This is a genomic window from Falsibacillus pallidus (assembly GCF_003350505.1).
GTDB classification, from domain to species: Bacteria; Bacillota; Bacilli; order Bacillales; family DSM-25281; genus Falsibacillus; species Falsibacillus pallidus.
Genome location: NZ_QQAY01000017.1, coordinates 41,242 through 60,292, shown reverse-complemented (window position 1 = coordinate 60,292; position 19,051 = coordinate 41,242). Strand labels below are relative to the sequence as shown.

Here is a 19,051-nt window from a genome sequence, read left to right as displayed (position 1 = left end):
TCTGATCTTTCGCCACGTTTATACACGCCCTTTTTATAGTTGTATAGATTTAAACATGACGCCACTACCTGTGTCCACTTTTTATACTAACTTCAATAGCAGGAGATTCCGGCGCATAGAACGAGCCAGATGGCGCATAAGCGACTAAGTCTGGCGCATAGAGCATATAGAGAGGGCAAATCACCATGTTTTCCCATGCTCTTTTCTCCATCTGCCAATCAAATGTCCCGAGTTTCTCTAGATTTTAGACATTTCTATCATGAAAATATAAAAAAGAGCGGACGAACCGCTCTTTTCATTTCCTTCTATTAAGCTTGAGTACCTGCAGCGCCGTCTGTTCCATTTCCAGGAATAACGAGGGAGCCGTCTACTTGAACTTGTTGAACTTGAAGAACTTTTAAAGAAAGGTCTAATACGATTTTTTCGCGAAGTGTATCGAAAGCAGCTTGCGGATCTACCATAGTAGGAGAGAAGTCGATTTCATAGAAATCAGCTCTTACTAGTTCGCAATAAGGCTGTTCGTTGTAGTAGTTAGTGTTTTCAAAGTAATACTTGTCCAAACGAGGGAAGTCGCCATTGTTTGGATTGATGAATCTTGCTCTGTCTTCAGTGGAGCTGCTCCAGATTGGGAATGAAGTGAAGTCACCAGCTGTCAATTCAGTGAAACCAGAGAAGTGAAGGTTGGCTACACGGTCATAAAGAACGCCGTTGCAGCTGTCGGATGCATATTCAATGTTCTTTCTGATATAGCCTTCTACGAATAATTTTGCTCTAGTTACAAAACGGAAGTCAGTTCCTGGGATTGGCTGGAATTCTACTGGAATCAATTTGCATTGAGTCAATAGTACATCTTTAAGCACACGCTTGATTTCTGTTGCTGGCGGATTCAATGGGATGTCTGCTTCAGTTACGACTTGGATTGTTCTTTCAGCTACGGCTACAGGGACTTTCAATGTTGGAGTTGCAGCTTGTGTTACCAATGGAATTGCTTGGTTAGTAAGATATGCTTGTTGTCTTGCATCAACTTGACATGGGACAACGATAGGATCTCTTGAGCTTCCTTGTCCACTTACTCTTTTTGCATTTGTCATACTATTTGTTCCTCCTAAATAATTTATATATTTGAAAGTTGATCAACTTACATTAATAACTTATTCAGGAGGAAACTTTTCGTATAGTCAAAAGGTACAAGGCATTTATATCATTTTTAGCTTTTCTATCATTTTTTTGATTGTTTAAAGGGAAGCCCGAACAACCTGGGATTGCAGAAGCTCCAGCATGATGTTTAAGTTGATCTTTTCATCCAATCTGCTAGGCTTTTTCTTGTATTTGAAATCCGTAAAGTTGATGGACTGCTCGATTTCCCCTTCGAAGAATAAGCGCCCCTTCTTCGCTTCCTTCCATCCCTTTTCGTTTGGCGGTGTGAATTCTGTCGGGAGAAATTTGCATTCTGTCAGCTTCACAGTATTAGAGATTTCCAATAAATCCTTTAGCTCATCTTTGAATACTATAGACTCCTGCAATGTGATTTCAATGGCATATTCACCGAGCACAACGGGTACTCTGATTGAAATTCCATCTTCCCTTTTTTCAATCTCATCTTCACTTTCGGCGTTAAAGGAAGATTTCAGCAAAGTAATGGAGACAGGAGCTGATGGTCTTTCAATTTCTACTGGATTATCCACTATTTCAATCAATTCGCTGACTTCTGAACTGATTAGCTGACAATAAGGCTCCTCCGGGTATAGAGATTTCACATGCAGGAACCTTGTATGGATATCAGGACGGAGCTTATCCTTAGTATCAATGAATGTAGAAGATTCTACTATTTCTCCGGCGAAAAGGGCACATTTTTGAAAATGGGTGATTTCTACTGAACCTTGAAATGGTATGGAATGCTTGATATGGCGGATTATTGATTCCTGTTCATGTGCTTCCACCATCTCGAGGAGCCATTCTTCAGTCGCCACATCCTCTATGCCAAGAACACCTAAATCCAATGGAAAGGAAGGATTTGATTTCACCTTAGCTTTTGGAGTGACTGGTTCTGGTTCTCGTTCTGGCTCCGGTTCCTTTACTGCTTCTTCCTTCATCATTGGTTCATCGATTTCTTCCTCGATATACCCTTTAACGTTTTTTTCCGGCTCCCTTTTTTCAACGGTCCGCTTTTCCACAGGTACCGTTCCGAGAGGTGCCATGTTTACCTTGGAAGCATCCTTTTCATCTTGATCTTCAAGAATAAATGTTTTTGTGCAGCACCCTTTGTAGACGGATTGATTCATCGGCACTGCCACATTCATTTTATTCATCCATGGTGAATTCACTCTCTTCACTTCCCTGCAAGCATTTTACTTTATTCGTATGCCGCAGAATTTCATTTTGCTTCAAAGAACAAGGGCATTCGCTGATAAATGGGCCTTTGTCCTGTCTATTTTAAAGCTGCTTAAAATATTTTTTAGGACATGAAACATTTTCCAATTCCCTCCGTCTTTATTTTTGATGAATATTAAGGGGGAACTTCAATGAAAAAATGGATCTTGATTTTGGCAGCTGTACTCTCGTTATTTACTTTCAGCATGGGAGCCTCTGCTAAAACAACCGGTAATCTCACCACCAGCAAAGCTCTAAACTTGGCACTTGAAGCGAGGAAGCATTATTGGAGCGCCATGAGCGGCCACAATCCTGAAGCAGAAAATGCCAAATGCACAGATGGGAGCTTCGATTATAAAGGAACGGATTACCGCTATTTCTGCAGCGATTTGGGAACTAAAAAGAAATTCACGAAGTATATGAATAAAGTGTTTACAAGGAATGCAATCAAAAAAGGGATCAAAAAATATTCCTTCATTGAATACAAAGGCAAGTTTGCCCAGCCAAATGCAGACGGCGGAAGCCTCCTTGAATGGGATAAAGCAAAGGGAAAATTGATTTATCAGCGTAAAGATATCCGACTGTACGAATTCACTGTTCCTGTCGGGGAAACAAAAGAGGTTTCAAAAGAAAAAGTGACGTTTGTCAAAGTAAATGGCGAGTGGCTGATCAATGCCATTGATGCGGTCAGATAAAAAAATCACAGCATCCTTTCCATTTGGGAAGGATGTTTTTTTATTTGCAGCGGCTGTCTTTCTCCACGTTTCGATCTTCCTTCACTAAATTCGAGCAATCTTGCAACGCTTAACGAAAATCCGTGTCTGGATTTGTAGATATTTTTGTTGTTTTAAATATGAAAAATAGCGGTAAAAAGTAATAAAATGTTAAATGGATTTGAAAGGAGCGTGAAGACATGAGGATTAAAGTTGGAAGCTGGAGAATGCTTTCTTCACAGGACAAGCTTTTCCTATTAAAAGCCATCAGCCAAAGAAGCAGACAAATGAAAAGCGCCTGAGCCTGAGGAGTGGTTTACGATATGCAGAACAATTGCCCAATGCTGAAATAGGCTTCGCCTGCCGACAAGGGACAAGCGAAGCCTATTTAAATTTTGCCTTAAATCAGATTATCTTGATCCTTCAGCCTTAAGCAGCAATTCTCTTGCCAAAGTTGAAAGGCTTTCTGTTGTTGCGTTGACTTCTTTTATGGATTGGACAATAGTATCCAAGTCGACTTTGTTCCGATCGAACATCGTCAAATACTGTTCCATTTCCATCTTCATTGTCATCAGCCCGCCTTTGACTTGGCCGATTTTAGACTGTGATTCCTTCGTATACGTATTCATTGATTGCATGATGTGGACGAGATCCGTAATTTGTGTGTCGCTTTCTTCAATCAGCGATTTAATCTGGCTGCTCATCCCTTTGGAATTTTCAGCAAGCTTTCGAACCTCTGTCGCTACGACAGCAAATCCTCTTCCTTCATCCCCTGCTCGAGCCGCTTCAATGGAGGCATTCAAAGCCAGGAGATTCGTTTGATCCGCGATATCCTCAATCCCTTTTGTCATCGTAATGATTTTCTCAGATATAGCCTTCAGAAGATCGATTCCTTCCAATGAAGATGATACGTTGCTCATAACATTATCAAACGTACTCACCATTTCTTCCATCTGCCCCTGGTTGACGTTTGTCAAATTCAATAGGTTGCGGCTGCTCTTCTGAGTCGTTTCTGTCTCATTCCTGATTTGTTCCGCCTTGGTGCTTGTTTCATTAATAGATGCTTCTGTCTGCTGGACAGAGGAAGCCACCTCTTGGCTGATGGAGTTCAATTCTTTTTGAAGCATGGCATTAGACTCATTCAATGTATTCAATTCTCTCATTCTTGCATCCAGGTAGTTTTGGACGACAAGCTGAGAATCCAGGTTCACTGCATGTGTAATCGCTAAGATGACATCGTTCAATTTAACTGGATCGTTTTGCAGATACGCAATGACTTTCGGGATTAATAGAGTGCTGATGGCAGAATATGTCGCTAAAAACCATTCCACCGGCAGACCAGCGCTATTATGCGTATTACCGATTCGGTTTCTCATTTCAAAATATTCTTCATCAATCGTTCCGCTTAACAAACTTTGGAAATAACGGACAAACACTCCGTACAATCTTTCCCTTGTAGTGTGGTTTGAAGCAATTTTCTCGAGAGCCGGCTGTATGTAGAGGTGATTTAATACCTTTTGCAAGAGCTCGTCCAATAGTGGAGAAACAACTGGAGAAATCTCTTTCAGCGTCTCAAGGTGCTGCTTGGTAAAGCCCATATATTCTAAACGATTTTGAATCCTTGCATTTGATGTTTGGATGATTTGATCTTGATCTGGAAAAGCCATTTCAGGATTGAATGCCTGTATACGGCCCTTTCTCTTTTCCTTAGTTTGAAATAACACGTTTTTGTCCCCCTGGTTTTGAATGTCTTTATGTAAATGCCTTTATGTAAATTATGTATACAAATTCAAAAATTGGCAACTATTAATCTTCTAACGGGGCAAATAAGTTTTTGCCCCCACCTAATCATTCCCTATTATTCTTTTTAATTGGAAGTTCTTTCATTTTCTTAAATGTAATCTTCCAGCCGGACCCGCTTCCGATTTGATAAGCTCCTGCGAAGGATCCCTGATTGATGGCAACCCCTAAAATATCCAAAGAGTTTACATAGACCAAGGGCTCCCCCACTAAACTGTCTGCAAATGACCGCACAAACGTCATGATATTTTGATAGATTTTCCTCGTGCTGCTTTCTATAGAAACTTCGAGCAAGTCTCCATATTGGATGCCAAACTCCTTAAACAGCTTACGGCTGATATTTGTCCAGAGGTTTCCAAAGCGGATATCCAGGATTTCAATAATCCCCTCTACCTTCCCATTGGTTTGAGCAGCATCTGTCAATGGAAGTTCTACAAGCTCTTCCATAGAGAGGGATGGACCGATTTCCTCATACGAAATGACGCCAGAAGCAAGCCTGGCACCTGTATAAGCATAAATATCACGGCCATGGAAGGTGTAGGATTCTCCTGAGTTCGGCAAACGATTCACGGTTTCATCAATGATTCTCGCTTCCAAGAGTCCCTGATGTTTTTTGATATGGGTCAGGGTCCCATTGTCAGGTGTAATAATAAAATGATTGCTGGCCGTTTTAACAGCTATGCTTTTGCGGTCCGATCCCACGCCGGGGTCGACTACTGACACAAATACCGTCCCTTCAGGCCAATAAGAAACAGTCTGGAGCAGTCTGTAAGAACCTTCCCAAATGTTGTACTGGGGAATATCATGGGTCAAATCATAAATCGCAAGTGAAGAATCGACACCATTTGCCACCCCATACATGGCACATACCGCACCATCACTGATCCCAAAATCTGATTGAAGCACCAAAGCCCTGCTCATTCCATTCCTCCCATCCAACTGCGTAATTCTTTCTATTAACTTCATCATATGAAGGTCAAAAGAAAAACATGGTCTTCACTTCAAAAAAATATCCCTTTTTTGTTATGCAATTGTAACTCCATCTTTACATCACCTTCATTAACTTTATTCCTCCTTAACTCTTCTCTGTTTTAATGGAATTAACCATAAATGAGGAGGTTTTTTCCACTATGAAAAAGAAAGTATCTGTTGGGCTTTCCATTGCTCTTTTAGCATCATCAATTCCTGCACTCGCTTCTGCACATGATCACCATCATGGCTATAAAGGGAGCCATCATCCAAATGCACATAAGCAGATCCAGAGTGTAGAATTTACTTCTATGAAAGCTCCTAGTACAGTTGAAAATATGGTAAAAACCTATACGGATGCCAAAGTCAAAGTTACTTATAAAGACGGCACTGTCGAAGAAAATCCATTAAACTACAATCAGCTTTTCCTTTCTAAAGATAAAATCGTCAAGAACAAAGATGAAATGATTGCAGCTGGAACACCGATTGACGCCAATGGCGATCCCATTGTAGATACAAGCGTTCCGGACAAGCCATCTAACTTTGTGTCGGATGCTCCGGATTCCAACAGCATGATCACAATCGCAGGAAAAAGCTACTTGATTTCCCATTATGAATATGAATCCATGAACAATGCAGGCGAAGATGTTCACGGACTTCCTGCATCCATGACATTGACTCAAGTGGATCGCAATCCAAAGACAGGGGAACTTACTGTCAACAACGCGAAGAAAATCGATTTCTCCAATGTGAATGGATTGTGGACTCCATGCAACGGTTCTACCACTTCATGGGGAACCCATCTAGGTTCTGAAGAGTACGAACCGGATGCACGTGCTTTTGAAGATCCTTCATCCTGCTCTTACCGAGACGTAACCAATTTCGCTAAATATTACTTCGGCGATGAAAGCAAAGCGAATCCATATTTCTACGGCTGGATCCCCGAAATCTCTGTAGACAATAAAGGGAATGCCTCTGTCGTCAAACATTACAGCACAGGCCGCTTCTCCCATGAAACGATGCAAGTGCTGCCGGATGAAAAGACTGCGCTCTTTGGCGATGACGGCGGAAATACAATGATGTTTATGTATGTCGCAGATAAGAAGCGTGACTTCTCTGCAGGTACTTTATATGCGGCAAAATTCAATCAAACATCCGCTGAAAATGGCGGTGCTGGAGACCTCCAATGGATCAAGCTCGGTCATTCAACAGATGATGAAATAAAAGCGATTATTGATAAGGGCGTAAAGTTCAGCGACATTTTCGAAACAGCTTCCGAGCCAACAGAAGGATTCACAGCAGTTAAAACGAATGCAAGCAAAAAAGTAGAGTATTTAAAAGTAAAGCCTGGCATGGAAAAAGCAGCGGCTTACCTTGAAGCAAGACGCTACGGAGCCATCTTGGGAGCGACTTCTGAGTTCAATAAAATGGAAGGCATCGCAGTGAATCAAAAAGATAAAAAAGCCTACATGGCCATTTCTTATGAAAATGGCAGCATGGAAAAACAGGACAACGGTGTACGCGATGATATCCAATTGCCTGCACGTGATTCCGGTGCAACATTCCAGCTTAACCTGACAGGCGGACAAGCAGATGCTTCAGGTGAAAAAATCAATAGTGAGTATGTCCCTTCCAACATGGGAGCACTTATTGTAGGCCAAGACCTTGAGAAGCCTGATGCATACGGAAATACAGCTGCACCAGACAAAATCGCCAACCCGGATAACCTAAGCTTCTCAGATGATATGAATACATTGTTCATCGGAGAAGACAGCGCACTTCATACAAATAACTTTGTGTGGGCGTACAATGTAGAAACGAAAAAGCTTTCCAGGATTCTCTCCGTCCCAGTTGGAGCTGAAGCAACAGGACTCCGAGCGGATGACATGATCAAAGATTCAAGATATATCCTGAGCAACTACCAGCATCCGGGTGAAGATCTGGATGGAAAGCAAATCACTGCCGTCGATAAACAAAAGCTTGAAGAAGCTATGAAAAACGGCATCGGCATTCAAGAAACTGGCGGAGTCGGCTATATTTCCGGACTTCCTTCAGGAAAGATTGGCGCTGGTTCCAAGGGTGAACGTGAAAATGATCATCACCAAAAAGAGAATGACCATCACGGACAAGAAGATGACGAATAATTGATTCATACAAAAAAAGCAGCCTCCTCGGCTGCTTTTTTGTATTAGGCGCATATTTTCATTTTAAAAATCCCACATCGATCTTCATGATTTCAGACCTGCTTGCAATCCTGATTGGCGGGCCCCATGTGCCGTAGCCCGATGAAACAGCCACATGCATTTCGTTTTTCTTCATGTACCCCCAATCGAGTTCAAAAAGCCTTCCTGTCAGCCAGTGGTTTGGCGCGAACTGTCCCCTGTGTGTATGCCCGCACAAAAGCAGATCCACACCAGCATCTGCAGCTGCGGCAAATCCGTATGGCTGATGATCCATCATAATGATAAAACGTGAAGGATCGACTCCGGAAAGGAGCTCAGCCACAGGCTTTCTCCCCACGGGATCCATACTTTCTGCCGTCTTATCTTTCCGCCCCGCAATGACTACTGATCCCTCTTCTGTCTCAACTTCCACTACTTCATCCCTTAGGACTTTTATTCCGATGTTCTTCATTTCGTCGACATATTGTTCGATATGACCGCCGTAGTACTCGTGGTTTCCAAGCACTGCATAGACCCCATATTTGGCTTTCAACTGCTTGAGTGTCTCACTCATTTTATTGCGGAGAAACGGCTCAATGCTGTCATCGATTACATCGCCCGGAAGAAGAATCAAATCCGGCTTGAGATCATTGATGCGTTCGACCATCCTCTTTAAATGCCTGTTCCCGACGATGTTGCCCAAGTGGATATCGGAAGCAGCGGCAATTCTTAAAGCAGTGTTGGTTCTACCGGTACCTTTTCGAATTTCAACGGGATAGTCCCGAATGACGGTGCTCCAGGCATTCCTCGTACCCCAAAGCATGAGACACGCGAGAAGAATTAAAACGGTCCATCCTGCATACAGCACATAATCACCTGGCAAATGACCTGCAGGCCGGAGAATGCCGTACACAATATCAGCGCCTATTAACAAAATGATTCCAAACTCCATCACTGCAAAATAGTAAGAGCCGATCACTTTGAAGAAGCGGAACAGTGGAAGAAGCCACTTCGGACCCGGCACCCGGCCAAATAAATACCCGAAAGAAACGAGGGCAAAGATCGGCCAATAAACGGCAGCGTGAACTCCACCACCGAGCTCCTTCATAAAAATCAAAAGATGCCATCCAATATAAAAATTCAATCCGACCACTGCAATGAGCATCAAAAGAAACATGCCAATCATCCGGCTATTCATTCAAAAATTCTCCCTTTGGCAATCAATCCTATTTGCCTTTTTCCCATAATCATATGGATGGGTGCTCTGTAAGTCAACGATTTCAATCTGCTTCTTTCGATAGCAGCTGCCCATCTGTTTTTGAAATGAACAATTTACTAATTATCCCTGAGGAAGTAAGAACACCGGCGATAACAAGAGCAGCCCCTGCCAGCTGAATCTCTTCCACCCCTATGCCCGATGCAGCAGAAATAGTCATCGTTACCACCGGCACAAGATTAAAGAATAATGAAGTCTTTCCAATGCCGATGATCTGGATGGCGCGATTCCACCACAAATAGCCCAAGACACTTGTAAATAAAGCCATAAACACGATCGAACCCCATGCTCCAAGCGTAATTCCTTGTGAAGCAGGCTGGTCGGAAACCAGTGAAAGCAGAATGAGTGCCCCTGCCCCAATCACCATTGTATAAGTGGTTGTTGCCAGAGACGTACTGTTCTTCACCAACTTCCTGCCCAACACCCCATATAATGCCCAGCAAAGGTTCCCCATCAATATAATGAAATCCCCGATGGAAAAAGATAGATTTTCAATGACCGCCATTGAACCGTGCGTAATAACGAGTCCCACTCCAATCAATGCAAGAATGACCCCTGCACCCTGGTTGGCCGTGATTTTTTCTTTCAAAATAAACCGGGCCAAAATCGTTGATAGTACAGGATTTGTCCCCATAATCAAAGCACCATTGATGGCTGAAGTGTGTTGAAGGCCCAAGAAGAAGAGTGCGTTAAAGCCGAAAATCCCTATGATCCCGAGGAGAAGGAACGCTTTCCCGTTTTGTTTAAAATGGTGTAGACGGATCCCCTCCCTCTTCCACATAATCAGAAGCATAATAGACGCTGCAATACCGAATCTCCAGGCAGCCGCACTTGAAGGAGAAAAGAATTCCACTGTGTACTTTGCCAAATTAAATGTCGCACCAGTGATGACAGCAAATCCTAACAAAGATAAATAGGTCAAGGAATGTTTCATGCTATACTTCCTCTCCTTCATGTTCATTCGCCAGCAGTTCTTGATAGATTCCCAGTTTTTCATTCGCCGTCAATATGATTTGTTCGAGTTCTGCTTTTTTGCGGTCCAATTCTTTTATGTGCTTCGTAAGAATAGCGATTCTTTTATTCAGAGAGGGATATAGCTGAATTTTTTCGGACGTTTTGATTTGATCCAATATACATCCGCCTTTGATAAATTCCTGAATATCCTCTAATGACATCCCGGTATCTTTTAAACTCTTGATGAAAGATACTAATTTCAAATCCCCTTCCGTATAACTCCGCTTTCCACCATTCTGTCGATCCGGTGAAGGCAGAAGGCCAATTTTTTCATAATATCTCAACGTGTATGCATTAATGCCGGTCAGTCCGGCCGCTTCACTGATTGAATACATTCCAATCATCTTCCTTTCTGTTAATTACTGTAAGCTTACAACTTAGAGCTGACTCTAAGTCAAGAAAAAAATGCAAAAAAAATTACCGCGAATGTCTGGACCAGCTAGCAGCTCCGATCAGACAAATTCCGCGGTATATAAATGGACTTTTTATCGTTGTCTCAATCATTCTTTCTTTTTTAATCAAACGTTTGATGAAGAAACATCCTTGTAGATTCATAGAGATAAAAGTCGCCTTTTGTCTCTTATTAATGAACAGTAAACTCCCCTTGATGTGCTTTTGAAGTCCTCACTTCAACGGTCAAACTTCCATTTTTCACGTAGGCTTTCAGCAAAAACGGGGCAGTTGTTGAATTTTGAAAACGGAAATCCAATCCGCCATACGAGACAGTGGCATCCCTTTCCGTTGGAACATATCCCACATGCACAGAATGATGATGCTTTTCTACATAGGAAACGCCGATTTGGTCAACCGCATTATAAAGAGTGGATGATGTCTGGCATATCCCTCCCCCAATGCCGTCCACCAACTTCCCGTCGACTGCCTCTTTTGCTTTTTGATATCCATGCTCTGCATCACTTGGCCCCACTGTGGTATTAAAGGAGAAAACATCGCCGACCCCTACAATGACGTTGTTGATGGATTCTGCAGAAAGCTCAATGTTTTTGGAACGGCCAGCAACACTGCTGTCAAACTGGGTTGTATAGGAAGCAACGACAACTTCCCCAAGAAGGGCAGCCTCTTCTGGCTTGTATCCACTCTCTGTGACAGTCAGCGGCAATTCCACTTTTCCGCCTTTTTCAGATGCTGCGATGACCTTCGAGACCAATTCCGCTTCCTCCAGGATCATTCGCGGCTTCCCTTTTATGACCTGCCCATCCGCTCCAATTTTGTCAGGATACATCCGTTGGTCGAATCCTTCTGCTTGATTGGTGCCCCTTGCAGCATTTTTTGCCCACTCCGCAATCTCTTTTTCATAGGCAGCCCGATCCGTAACATAGCCCATTTCTTTCGGGTCGATGGTTTTAATGACTTCCATGGTTAATGGATTGATCACTTCAACCACCCCTGATTGCTCCTCCTGTTCCGGTTTTTCTTCCGGCGCTTGCTCCTTCTCGGCTTTTTCCTTCTCCCTCTTCAGCTCATCAATCTGCTGCTGGAGTTCTGCAACCTTTTTTTCGAGTTCCTTTTCCTTCGCTGTCTTTTCAGAACACCCCGTCAGCCCAATGAGGCTGCACACGATCAAAACCGACGTTAGCCATTTTACCTTTTTCATAGATCCCCCATCGTTTCTCTTTGTCTTTGAAAAATTTCCTTCGTCTATAAATCTATTCAGTTTCCGCCTTCATATACCTGATGGGAATGGTTCTATTGGCTTAAATTGAGGAGGGAACAGTTGCGGCGCCACCTGAAAAATTGGGAAATGCTTGATTAGAGGTGTTATTAATTTCCATAATAAGGATAGTTGGGCGGTTATGCAGAAAAGTGCGGTGGTTATCTCCTAAAGTGGGGAGGTTAAACACAAAAGTGTGCTGAAAAACCGGCAAAGTGCGGCGGTCAATGCCTATTCTGGGGAGCAAAAGGCAAAATCCAAGCGACCCCTGCTCCAAATTGCCCAAAATGGCCCTTCAAATGGGGCTCGCGGTAGTCCGGAATTGTCTCTATGCGCCAACCTCGGCGTTCTATGAATCAAAATCATGCTCCTATGCGCGAGAAACCTCGGCTTATGCGCCGAAATCGATTCCTATGCGCCAAACTACTCCTCTTATGCGCCGCCGCACAAAAACCCATAATTTGCAGCGGAAACTCACTAAATTGCGACGCTGTACATCCACTTCCGGAGCAAATCCCCGCAATCACCAGGTGCAGCAGCAAAGAAAAAAGCCGAAAACCACAAATGGGTTTTCGGCTTAAGTCCTGAACTAGCTATGATATTCGTTAGACAACAGGGACATCGACAACAGGCTGATATAGTTGTCCCCTTCTTTCTCGCAGTCTCTTAAAATACCTTCATCGACAAATCCGAATTTTCGAAGGAGATGGCTGGAGGCCGCGTTGCGGGTATCGACCTCGGCCTCGATTCTGTGCAGGTTCATGGAGGTAAACCCAAAATGAACGACTGCCTGCAATGCCTCAGACATGATGCCCCTCCCCCAGAAGCTCTTGTTCAGCTCATAGCCTATTTCTGCCCGAGCATGTGCAGCGGCATAGTTTTTATAGCCGCAGCTTCCAATCATCCGCTCTTCACCTTTTAGGAAAATAGCCCATCGGATACCGGTCTTTTCCTGAATCAGTCTTTCATACCAATCCAATTCCGTCTTGGCATCCGCTAATGTTTCATACGGCTCTAATCCTGTGTATCTGACAACATCCTTTTCTGAAAGGATTGCAAGAATGGACTCAATGTCTGATTCTGTAGCCCTTTTTAGGATTAGCCTATCTGATTGAAGCAACGGAAACTGGCTGAAATCAAAAGTATTCATTCTATTACGCTCTTTCCTATCGAAAATAAAACAAATCCACTTTCGGTTTTTTCAGCTGCCTCAGTCCTCGTCCTTGATGTCGATGTCTTCCGGAATCGGTTCGTTCAAGTATTCCATCATCTGCTTCTTGTATTTCTCCATTTGCTCAAGATGGTTATTGAACTGATCCTTATTGATGAGGTATTGAGATCCGTCATGGACGGCGCGGATCTTCTTTGCCAAAATCAACGATTCGATATAGGCTTCCGGCATGGACAAATATTCAGCTGTTTCTTCAATTGTTAAATACATGTGGACACACTCCGAATATGAATAGTTTCTTACATTCATTATACATCATATCTATCGCAGTTCACCCACAGCTTCCCAATCATTCTGCCAGCTTCAGACCTCTTTCAATCAGTACCTTCCATTCTTCATCCAGAATCTTGATTTCCTCGAGCTGCTTTGAAATCAATTCCTGTTCATCCAAGAGAAGCGTGCTGTCTCTTAAGATTTCCATGATTTCTACGCGCAGCAGCCAGTCATGCGGGAACTCTGAAGTCAATTGGCCAATGATCCTTTGCAGTGCAGGAATGTCCGCTCCATTGTTCCTCATTTCACGAACTTCTCCATATAGCTGTTCCAGAGGCGTCCACTCCCTTTTTTCAAACGGCTTTTGCTCAACCTCTTCCAGATCCGCATAGAATTGCTCCGAATCAGCGGCCCCGGCAAAGACGGATACTACTTTTTCCCCAACAGCCAGATCAAACTCTCCCCATGATGGATCAAAGAGAACTTTATCTCCTAATTGAACCCGACAGTCGGTAAAACTGATTAGAATCGGCGAATCGTTTTTCTTAAGGATCTTCTTCACAATCCCCTCAACGACCACTCCACTTTCATAAGATAATCGGCAGTCTGCGCCTTCCTCAATTCCAAGTGATTTCAGCTGCTGATCATTCATTTCCTCCAGCGGACATTCGGTATTCTCAAGCTTCCCGATTGGTGCACCGAATCCATCGAAATGATGACTTTTTCCATGGCCAATGATTTCTTTATTTTCAAATGCCAAAGCAGTCGGTCCGACAGTTTTCATGTAGACGGCTTCACCTGCTCCATCCTTTTCAATTGTTTCAAGTGTACCAGTCACTTGAAGGCCAGAGGAGAATTGAAAGGTAGCGGTATGCCCTGACCTTAGCGCTGTTTCAAGGCTCGCGGTGCCGCCTGTATGGGATGCCATTGTCTTCCTGAATTCCTTCACAGCGTCAATCAGTTGTTCGAAGCTTTCGCATACAAAAAGCTGCGGCTGTGGCTTCGTGATGTCAAAGCTCGTATTGATGACTTTTTCCAAATCAAAAGGAATTTTCTTAACTGAAGGAGACAGGCTGTTCCTTCCCTCTGACACAGATGATAGAAGTCCGGCCCCGTAGATTTTCGGGTCCTCGACCGTTCCGATCATCCCGTATTCCACTGTCCACCAGTATAGACGCGAGATTTGCTCGGCTTCTGAAAGCTCGACGACCGAAGCCTGTCTTTTTTCCACTTCTGCCTCAGCCTGTTCAATCTGTTCTTTCGTTGCTGAACCGCTTTCCAACAGGTTGGAATACGTTCTGACGGCTTCAAATAAATCATGTTCTTCTTTTGTAGCCAATGCTTTTGAACCGATTTCCCCGAACAGCTTTACATATTCAGAGAATTTCTCTTCACACAAAATAGGGGCGTGTCCTGCTGCTTCATGGATGATGTCCGGCGCAGGAGTATACTGAATGTTCTCCAGTTTGCGGATATCCGATGCAATCGGCAGGATTCCGTGCGCCTGAAAGTCGAAGAATACGACGCCCGGAATAAAGCCGTCTATATTGGCTGCCCCCCATCCAAATGGTGAAAGGGCCTCGTTCATATCATCAACATTCGGGATTCTTTCTATGGATATGCCTGAAGACTTCAATCCCCCGGTGTAGGCAGGATGTGCAGCGTCCTTCAGGAAATGATGGTTCTGTCTCATGACATAGCGCCAAACCGCCTGGTCGATTGGAGAGTATTTTTCATACTGTTGATCGACCACATATTTCTGCAGGTGCCTTGGTATTTTTTTTGTCGCGGTTATCGCTTGATTCATTTTCTTTTCTCTCCTTTGAATAAAAATTTAAAATAAAAAAGAGCCCCTTTCATCCCCTTGCAAGGGACGAAGAAGCTCTCCGCGGTACCACCCTAATTAACAGGTTCATTCACCTGTCCACTCTTTGACAAAAGCCTTGAAAATCTGCATGTGTAATTCGCCGCTCTGCCAAACCTGGACTTTCACCACCCGTCCAGTCTCTTCTTGCTGTTTTGCAGGGACTACTATGAATGCTCGGCTGCTTCTATTAAATCACTAATATACTTAAACGCTAAAACGCTTTTAAGTGTTAAAGTATTTGTATAAACAAGATACTACCAATCTGAAACTCTGTCAATCAAAAATGAATAATAAATTTCCTTTTACTTAGAGAGATGCTTGGACACATTAATTTTCATTCAATTCTGTTAAAATAAAAGAAAAAAGTTGAGGTGCCCTATGAATCCACAGAAATTAGTCATCACTCATGATTTAGATAAGGAACTCCTGGAGAAAGTGAAGGAAGCTGCTCCGGACTGGGAAGTCATCGCAGGAAAAGATGCTTCCGTTTGGGAGCCTCATATCGAAGAAGCTGAAATTATTGCAGGATGGAAAAAAGGATTGGAATCGCATTGCCTGACCGAAAAGGCGAAGCTAAAGTGGCTGCAGACGTGGAGTGCAGGTGTGAACAGCCTGCCACTGAGTGACCTGCAGTCTAAAAATGTTGCTGTCACAAGTGCAAACGGCGTCCATTCGTATCCTATCTCTGAAACGATCTTCGCCCTCATGTTGGGACTGACAAGGAAGATTCACGCATATGTACGGAACCAGCAGGAGAAAAAATGGCATCATGCCAACTTGAGCCTTGAAATCCATGGCAAGACCATCGGGATATTAGGAACGGGGGCGATTGGCAAAGAAACAGCGAAAATTGCCAAGGCATTCGGAATGAAGGTTATTGGACTGAGGAATTCTGGGGAGCCGGAAGATTACTTTGATGAAATGTATGCGATGGACGGACTGTCCTCCCTTCTTCCTGAATGTGATTATGTGGTCGTGGCGCTGCCGCTGACGGAAAAGACCCATCGTTTAATCGGACAAGAGCAGTTGAACAAGATGAAATCGACTGCCTATCTGATCAATATCGGACGCGGGGACATCATCGATGAAAAGGAGCTGATTCAAGCCCTTCAAGATGGAAAAATTGCTGGGGCAGGCCTTGATGTATTCGAGAAGGAGCCGCTTGAGGAGAACAGTCCCTTATGGGAAATGAAGAACGTGATCATTACCCCTCATACAGCCGGATCGACCGAACACTACAACAGCCGTCTCATTCAGGAAATCTTCATCCCCAATTTAAAAGATTATATCGCAGGCAATGACCCTCAAATCAATCTGCTGGACTATTCAAAAGGGTATTGATATCAGCAGGATTTTTCGACAAGTTTGCGTGAAATTCGTTGGATGGACACTTTCTTTGGCGAAGAAAAACTTGTTTTGTCGTACGTAAAGGAATTTGCAGCCTCTCTCTAGAAAACCCTATTTTAAGGGAGGGGATTTCAGATGAATACGAGTTATGTCGCAAATCTTTTAGGGGTTTCACCAAGCACCGTTCAGCGGTGGATCAAGCAGCTGGATCTTGAAATGGAACGGAATGAAATTGGCCACTACTCCTTTACAGAAGATGATGTCGCTGTTTTTAAAACCATTCATAAACAGCTTCAGAATGGAGTCATTCTCCAAGACGTCAAGCTTGCCAAGATGAACAAACGCAAAGGTTCTGCCGTCGTTGTCAAGAAAGAAACGGAAGCAGCCGACAGCCAAAAAATCCTCCAACGTCTTTCCAGTCTTGAACAATTAGTTCAGAACAAGGCGGATTCAGTCGTATCCTATCAGCTATTGACTCATCGCAGGGAAATCGAGGAACTGGAGAAAGAAGTGAAAAGACTTCAGGAACGTGTCGAGGCATTAGAAAAGGCACATCCGGGCAGCAGAAAGCCTTCTTCCTCAGAACTCCCTCTTGTGCTGGATCAGGAAAAAATTTCGATGAAACGAAGGAAAAAGAACATCCTTACATTATTGTTTGGATTTTAAACGCATCATGCACAGTTTTGTGTATGGTGTTTTTTTTTGCCATCAAAGGAACTTTCGCTTACGATTAAACGTATGTAGATACGAATTTACCAATACGTTTAAAGGGGTGCCCCTGTGAAAAGTGAAAGAAAGCTATGGAGAATGTGGAAGGTCCTTTCATTGGCCCTTTCCATTGTCATCAGAGTTTACTGGTATCGAATCACCCGGAAATCAGAAAAAGAAAAAGATCTTTTATGGGAGCGTATTGGACAGGAATTCAAAGATACCCTGTTTGAGTTAAAAGGCGTCCTGATCAAGGTTGGCCAATTCCTCAGTATAAGGGCTGACCTACTGCCAAGCGGATTCGTCAGTCAAATTCAAGACCTTGTCGACCATGTCCCCCCTTCTGAATGGGAAGAAATCGAGAAGGTCCTCGAATCAGAATGGGATAGGCCGATTGAAGAAATGATGCATTCCATTGAACCAACGGCCATCGCTTCCGCCTCTATCGGTGAGGTGTATAGGGGTTTTCTTCCCGATGGCACAAAGGTTGCTGTGAAAGTCCAGCGCCCTTCCATCGAGGCAATCGTCAAAACGGATTTCCGTTCATTGGCCATCATCATCTGGTTTGCTGATCACTTCGCTCCTGTTCCTAAGGGCTTTATCAATTTTAAGAAACTGTATCAGGAACTCAAAGAGGTCATCGAACGAGAGCTGGATTTCCAAAAAGAAATGGAATCCGTTCAAACGTTCAGACAGAGGTTCCAAGAAGATGCGGGCGTAAAGATCCCTGAGGTATATCCGAGCCATTGCACGCCGAAAGTATTGGTCATGGAATGGCTGGACGGTGAGCGGATCACAAGCATCGAAGCGCTCAACCAGCCTTCCATCAACAGGGATGAACTATCCGAAAGGCTTTTTCGCCTCTTCCTCCCACAATGGCTTGAGCCGGGCATCTTTCATGCAGACCCGCATTCAGGCAATGTCCTGCTTTTGAAGGATGGGACCATCGCCCTGTTGGATTTCGGGATGATCGGGGAGATTTCCCGCAAGGATGCAGCCCATTTCCAAGAGCTATTGGAAGGCATTTTGATGAAAAACTATCCGAAGGCGACCAAAGCATTGAATCAGCTTGGATTCCTGCTGCCTGATGCTGATGAAGAAATGATCGTGAAGCTTTTAGAAGATGCCCTTTCACTCGACATGCACCAAATGAAAGAAATGGACTTATTTACAGCTAAAAAAGAAATCAATGATCTATTTAAAACACTGCCAGTCCAAGTTCCGACCCGCTTCATCTTTCTTGGCAGATCATTCGTAACGATTGAAGGAATGATCCATATCATTTCACCTGATCAAGATACGTTGTCCATTATCAAGCCGGCATTCATGGACTGGCTGAAAAAATCGGGAACAAGCAAGTGGGAGCTCTTCTATAAATGGATGAATACGCAGCCGATCTTCCAAATCGTCCATCATGCATCGGATTACCTGCAAGCGCCGAAGAAGATGCTTTCCCTTCAAGAAGCGCAGCAATACAATGAATTCGAATTCAGGATTTATGAAAACAAAAAGAAACATTGGGTATACATCGGATTGGCCGGAATGGCAGGCATCATTTCCGGAGTTTATCTTGATCATTATTGGCTGACGGCAGGAGCGATCGCTTTGGATGCTGTCTGTATTATTGGGTATACGGCAGCATCCGCCGGACAAAGGAAGTGGCTCAAGAAAACGAAGCGGAGCAAGGTCATTTAGTTGGTGGTTTCTCACCC

General features: G+C 43.6%; 16 protein-coding genes. 5 read left to right on the top strand and 11 right to left on the bottom strand.

Annotated elements, in window-relative coordinates:
• Positions 1–308 precede the first annotated feature (308 nt).
• Together DFR59_RS17380 and DFR59_RS17375 are read right to left on the bottom strand one after the other, a co-directional pair.
• Complete coding sequence (locus tag DFR59_RS17380) at positions 309–1,091, bottom strand: CsxC family protein (protein ID WP_114746936.1); 783 nt, start codon at positions 1,089–1,091, stop codon at positions 309–311.
• A gap of 144 nt (positions 1,092–1,235) precedes the next feature.
• Positions 1,236–2,324 (bottom strand): BC_2427 family protein, encoded by a 1,089-nt coding sequence (locus tag DFR59_RS17375; protein WP_114746935.1) that lies wholly within the window; start codon positions 2,322–2,324, stop codon positions 1,236–1,238.
• Positions 2,325–2,522: 198 nt separating this feature from the next.
• Between DFR59_RS17375 and DFR59_RS17370 the strand changes: the two genes are divergently transcribed.
• Complete coding sequence (locus DFR59_RS17370; protein ID WP_114746934.1) at positions 2,523–3,065, top strand: IseA DL-endopeptidase inhibitor family protein; 543 nt, start codon at positions 2,523–2,525, stop codon at positions 3,063–3,065.
• A gap of 428 nt (positions 3,066–3,493) precedes the next feature.
• Here DFR59_RS17370 and DFR59_RS17365 read toward each other — a convergent pair whose 3' ends face one another.
• Together DFR59_RS17365 and DFR59_RS17360 are read right to left on the bottom strand one after the other, a co-directional pair.
• Positions 3,494–4,807 (bottom strand): globin-coupled sensor protein, encoded by a 1,314-nt coding sequence (locus DFR59_RS17365; RefSeq protein ID WP_245948520.1) that lies wholly within the window; start codon positions 4,805–4,807, stop codon positions 3,494–3,496.
• Between the two features lie 124 nt (positions 4,808–4,931).
• The gene (locus tag DFR59_RS17360; protein ID WP_114746933.1) at positions 4,932–5,804 is read right to left on the bottom strand and encodes an SAM hydrolase/SAM-dependent halogenase family protein; all 873 of its coding nucleotides are present in this window, start codon (positions 5,802–5,804) and stop codon (positions 4,932–4,934) included.
• A 209-nt stretch (positions 5,805–6,013) separates the two neighbouring features.
• Between DFR59_RS17360 and DFR59_RS17355 the strand changes: the two genes are divergently transcribed.
• Positions 6,014–7,996, top strand: a complete 1,983-nt coding sequence (locus DFR59_RS17355) for a PhoX family protein (RefSeq protein ID WP_114746932.1) — start codon at positions 6,014–6,016, stop codon at positions 7,994–7,996.
• A gap of 58 nt (positions 7,997–8,054) precedes the next feature.
• Here the strand turns inward: DFR59_RS17355 and DFR59_RS17350 are convergent, their stop codons facing one another.
• The 7 genes from DFR59_RS17350 to DFR59_RS17320 form a co-directional block, all read right to left on the bottom strand.
• Entirely contained in the window at positions 8,055–8,837 is a 783-nt protein-coding gene (locus DFR59_RS17350; protein WP_425454726.1) for a metallophosphoesterase, read from the bottom strand.
• Between the two features lie 457 nt (positions 8,838–9,294).
• Complete coding sequence (locus DFR59_RS17345; RefSeq protein ID WP_114746930.1) at positions 9,295–10,224, bottom strand: DMT family transporter; 930 nt, start codon at positions 10,222–10,224, stop codon at positions 9,295–9,297.
• Between the two features lies 1 nt (position 10,225).
• Positions 10,226–10,645, bottom strand: a complete 420-nt coding sequence (locus tag DFR59_RS17340; protein ID WP_245948522.1) for a MerR family transcriptional regulator — start codon at positions 10,643–10,645, stop codon at positions 10,226–10,228.
• 242 nt (positions 10,646–10,887) lie between these two features.
• Positions 10,888–11,916 (bottom strand): VanW family protein, encoded by a 1,029-nt coding sequence (locus DFR59_RS17335; protein WP_114746928.1) that lies wholly within the window; start codon positions 11,914–11,916, stop codon positions 10,888–10,890.
• A 646-nt stretch (positions 11,917–12,562) separates the two neighbouring features.
• Positions 12,563–13,123 carry a GNAT family N-acetyltransferase gene (locus tag DFR59_RS17330; protein ID WP_114746927.1) on the bottom strand — a complete coding sequence of 187 codons (561 nt, stop codon included), beginning with the start codon at positions 13,121–13,123 and terminating at the stop codon, positions 12,563–12,565.
• A gap of 60 nt (positions 13,124–13,183) precedes the next feature.
• Complete coding sequence (locus DFR59_RS17325) at positions 13,184–13,414, bottom strand: excisionase family DNA-binding protein (protein WP_114746926.1); 231 nt, start codon at positions 13,412–13,414, stop codon at positions 13,184–13,186.
• Positions 13,415–13,493: 79 nt separating this feature from the next.
• Positions 13,494–15,212: an aromatic amino acid hydroxylase gene (locus DFR59_RS17320; RefSeq protein WP_425454725.1), complete on the bottom strand. Its 1,719-nt coding sequence runs from the start codon at positions 15,210–15,212 to the stop codon at positions 13,494–13,496.
• Positions 15,213–15,662: 450 nt separating this feature from the next.
• On the opposite strand from DFR59_RS17320, the gene DFR59_RS17315 reads away from it, so the two are divergent.
• From DFR59_RS17315 to DFR59_RS17305, 3 genes are all read left to right on the top strand, one after another.
• Positions 15,663–16,625 carry a D-2-hydroxyacid dehydrogenase gene (locus DFR59_RS17315; protein ID WP_114746924.1) on the top strand — a complete coding sequence of 321 codons (963 nt, stop codon included), beginning with the start codon at positions 15,663–15,665 and terminating at the stop codon, positions 16,623–16,625.
• Positions 16,626–16,766: 141 nt separating this feature from the next.
• Positions 16,767–17,297 carry a MerR family transcriptional regulator gene (locus DFR59_RS17310; RefSeq protein WP_114746923.1) on the top strand — a complete coding sequence of 177 codons (531 nt, stop codon included), beginning with the start codon at positions 16,767–16,769 and terminating at the stop codon, positions 17,295–17,297.
• Positions 17,298–17,411: 114 nt separating this feature from the next.
• A complete protein-coding gene (locus DFR59_RS17305; protein ID WP_245948519.1) occupies positions 17,412–19,034 on the top strand; it encodes an ABC1 kinase family protein in 1,623 nt (540 codons plus the stop codon).
• Positions 19,035–19,051: the final 17 nt, after the last annotated feature.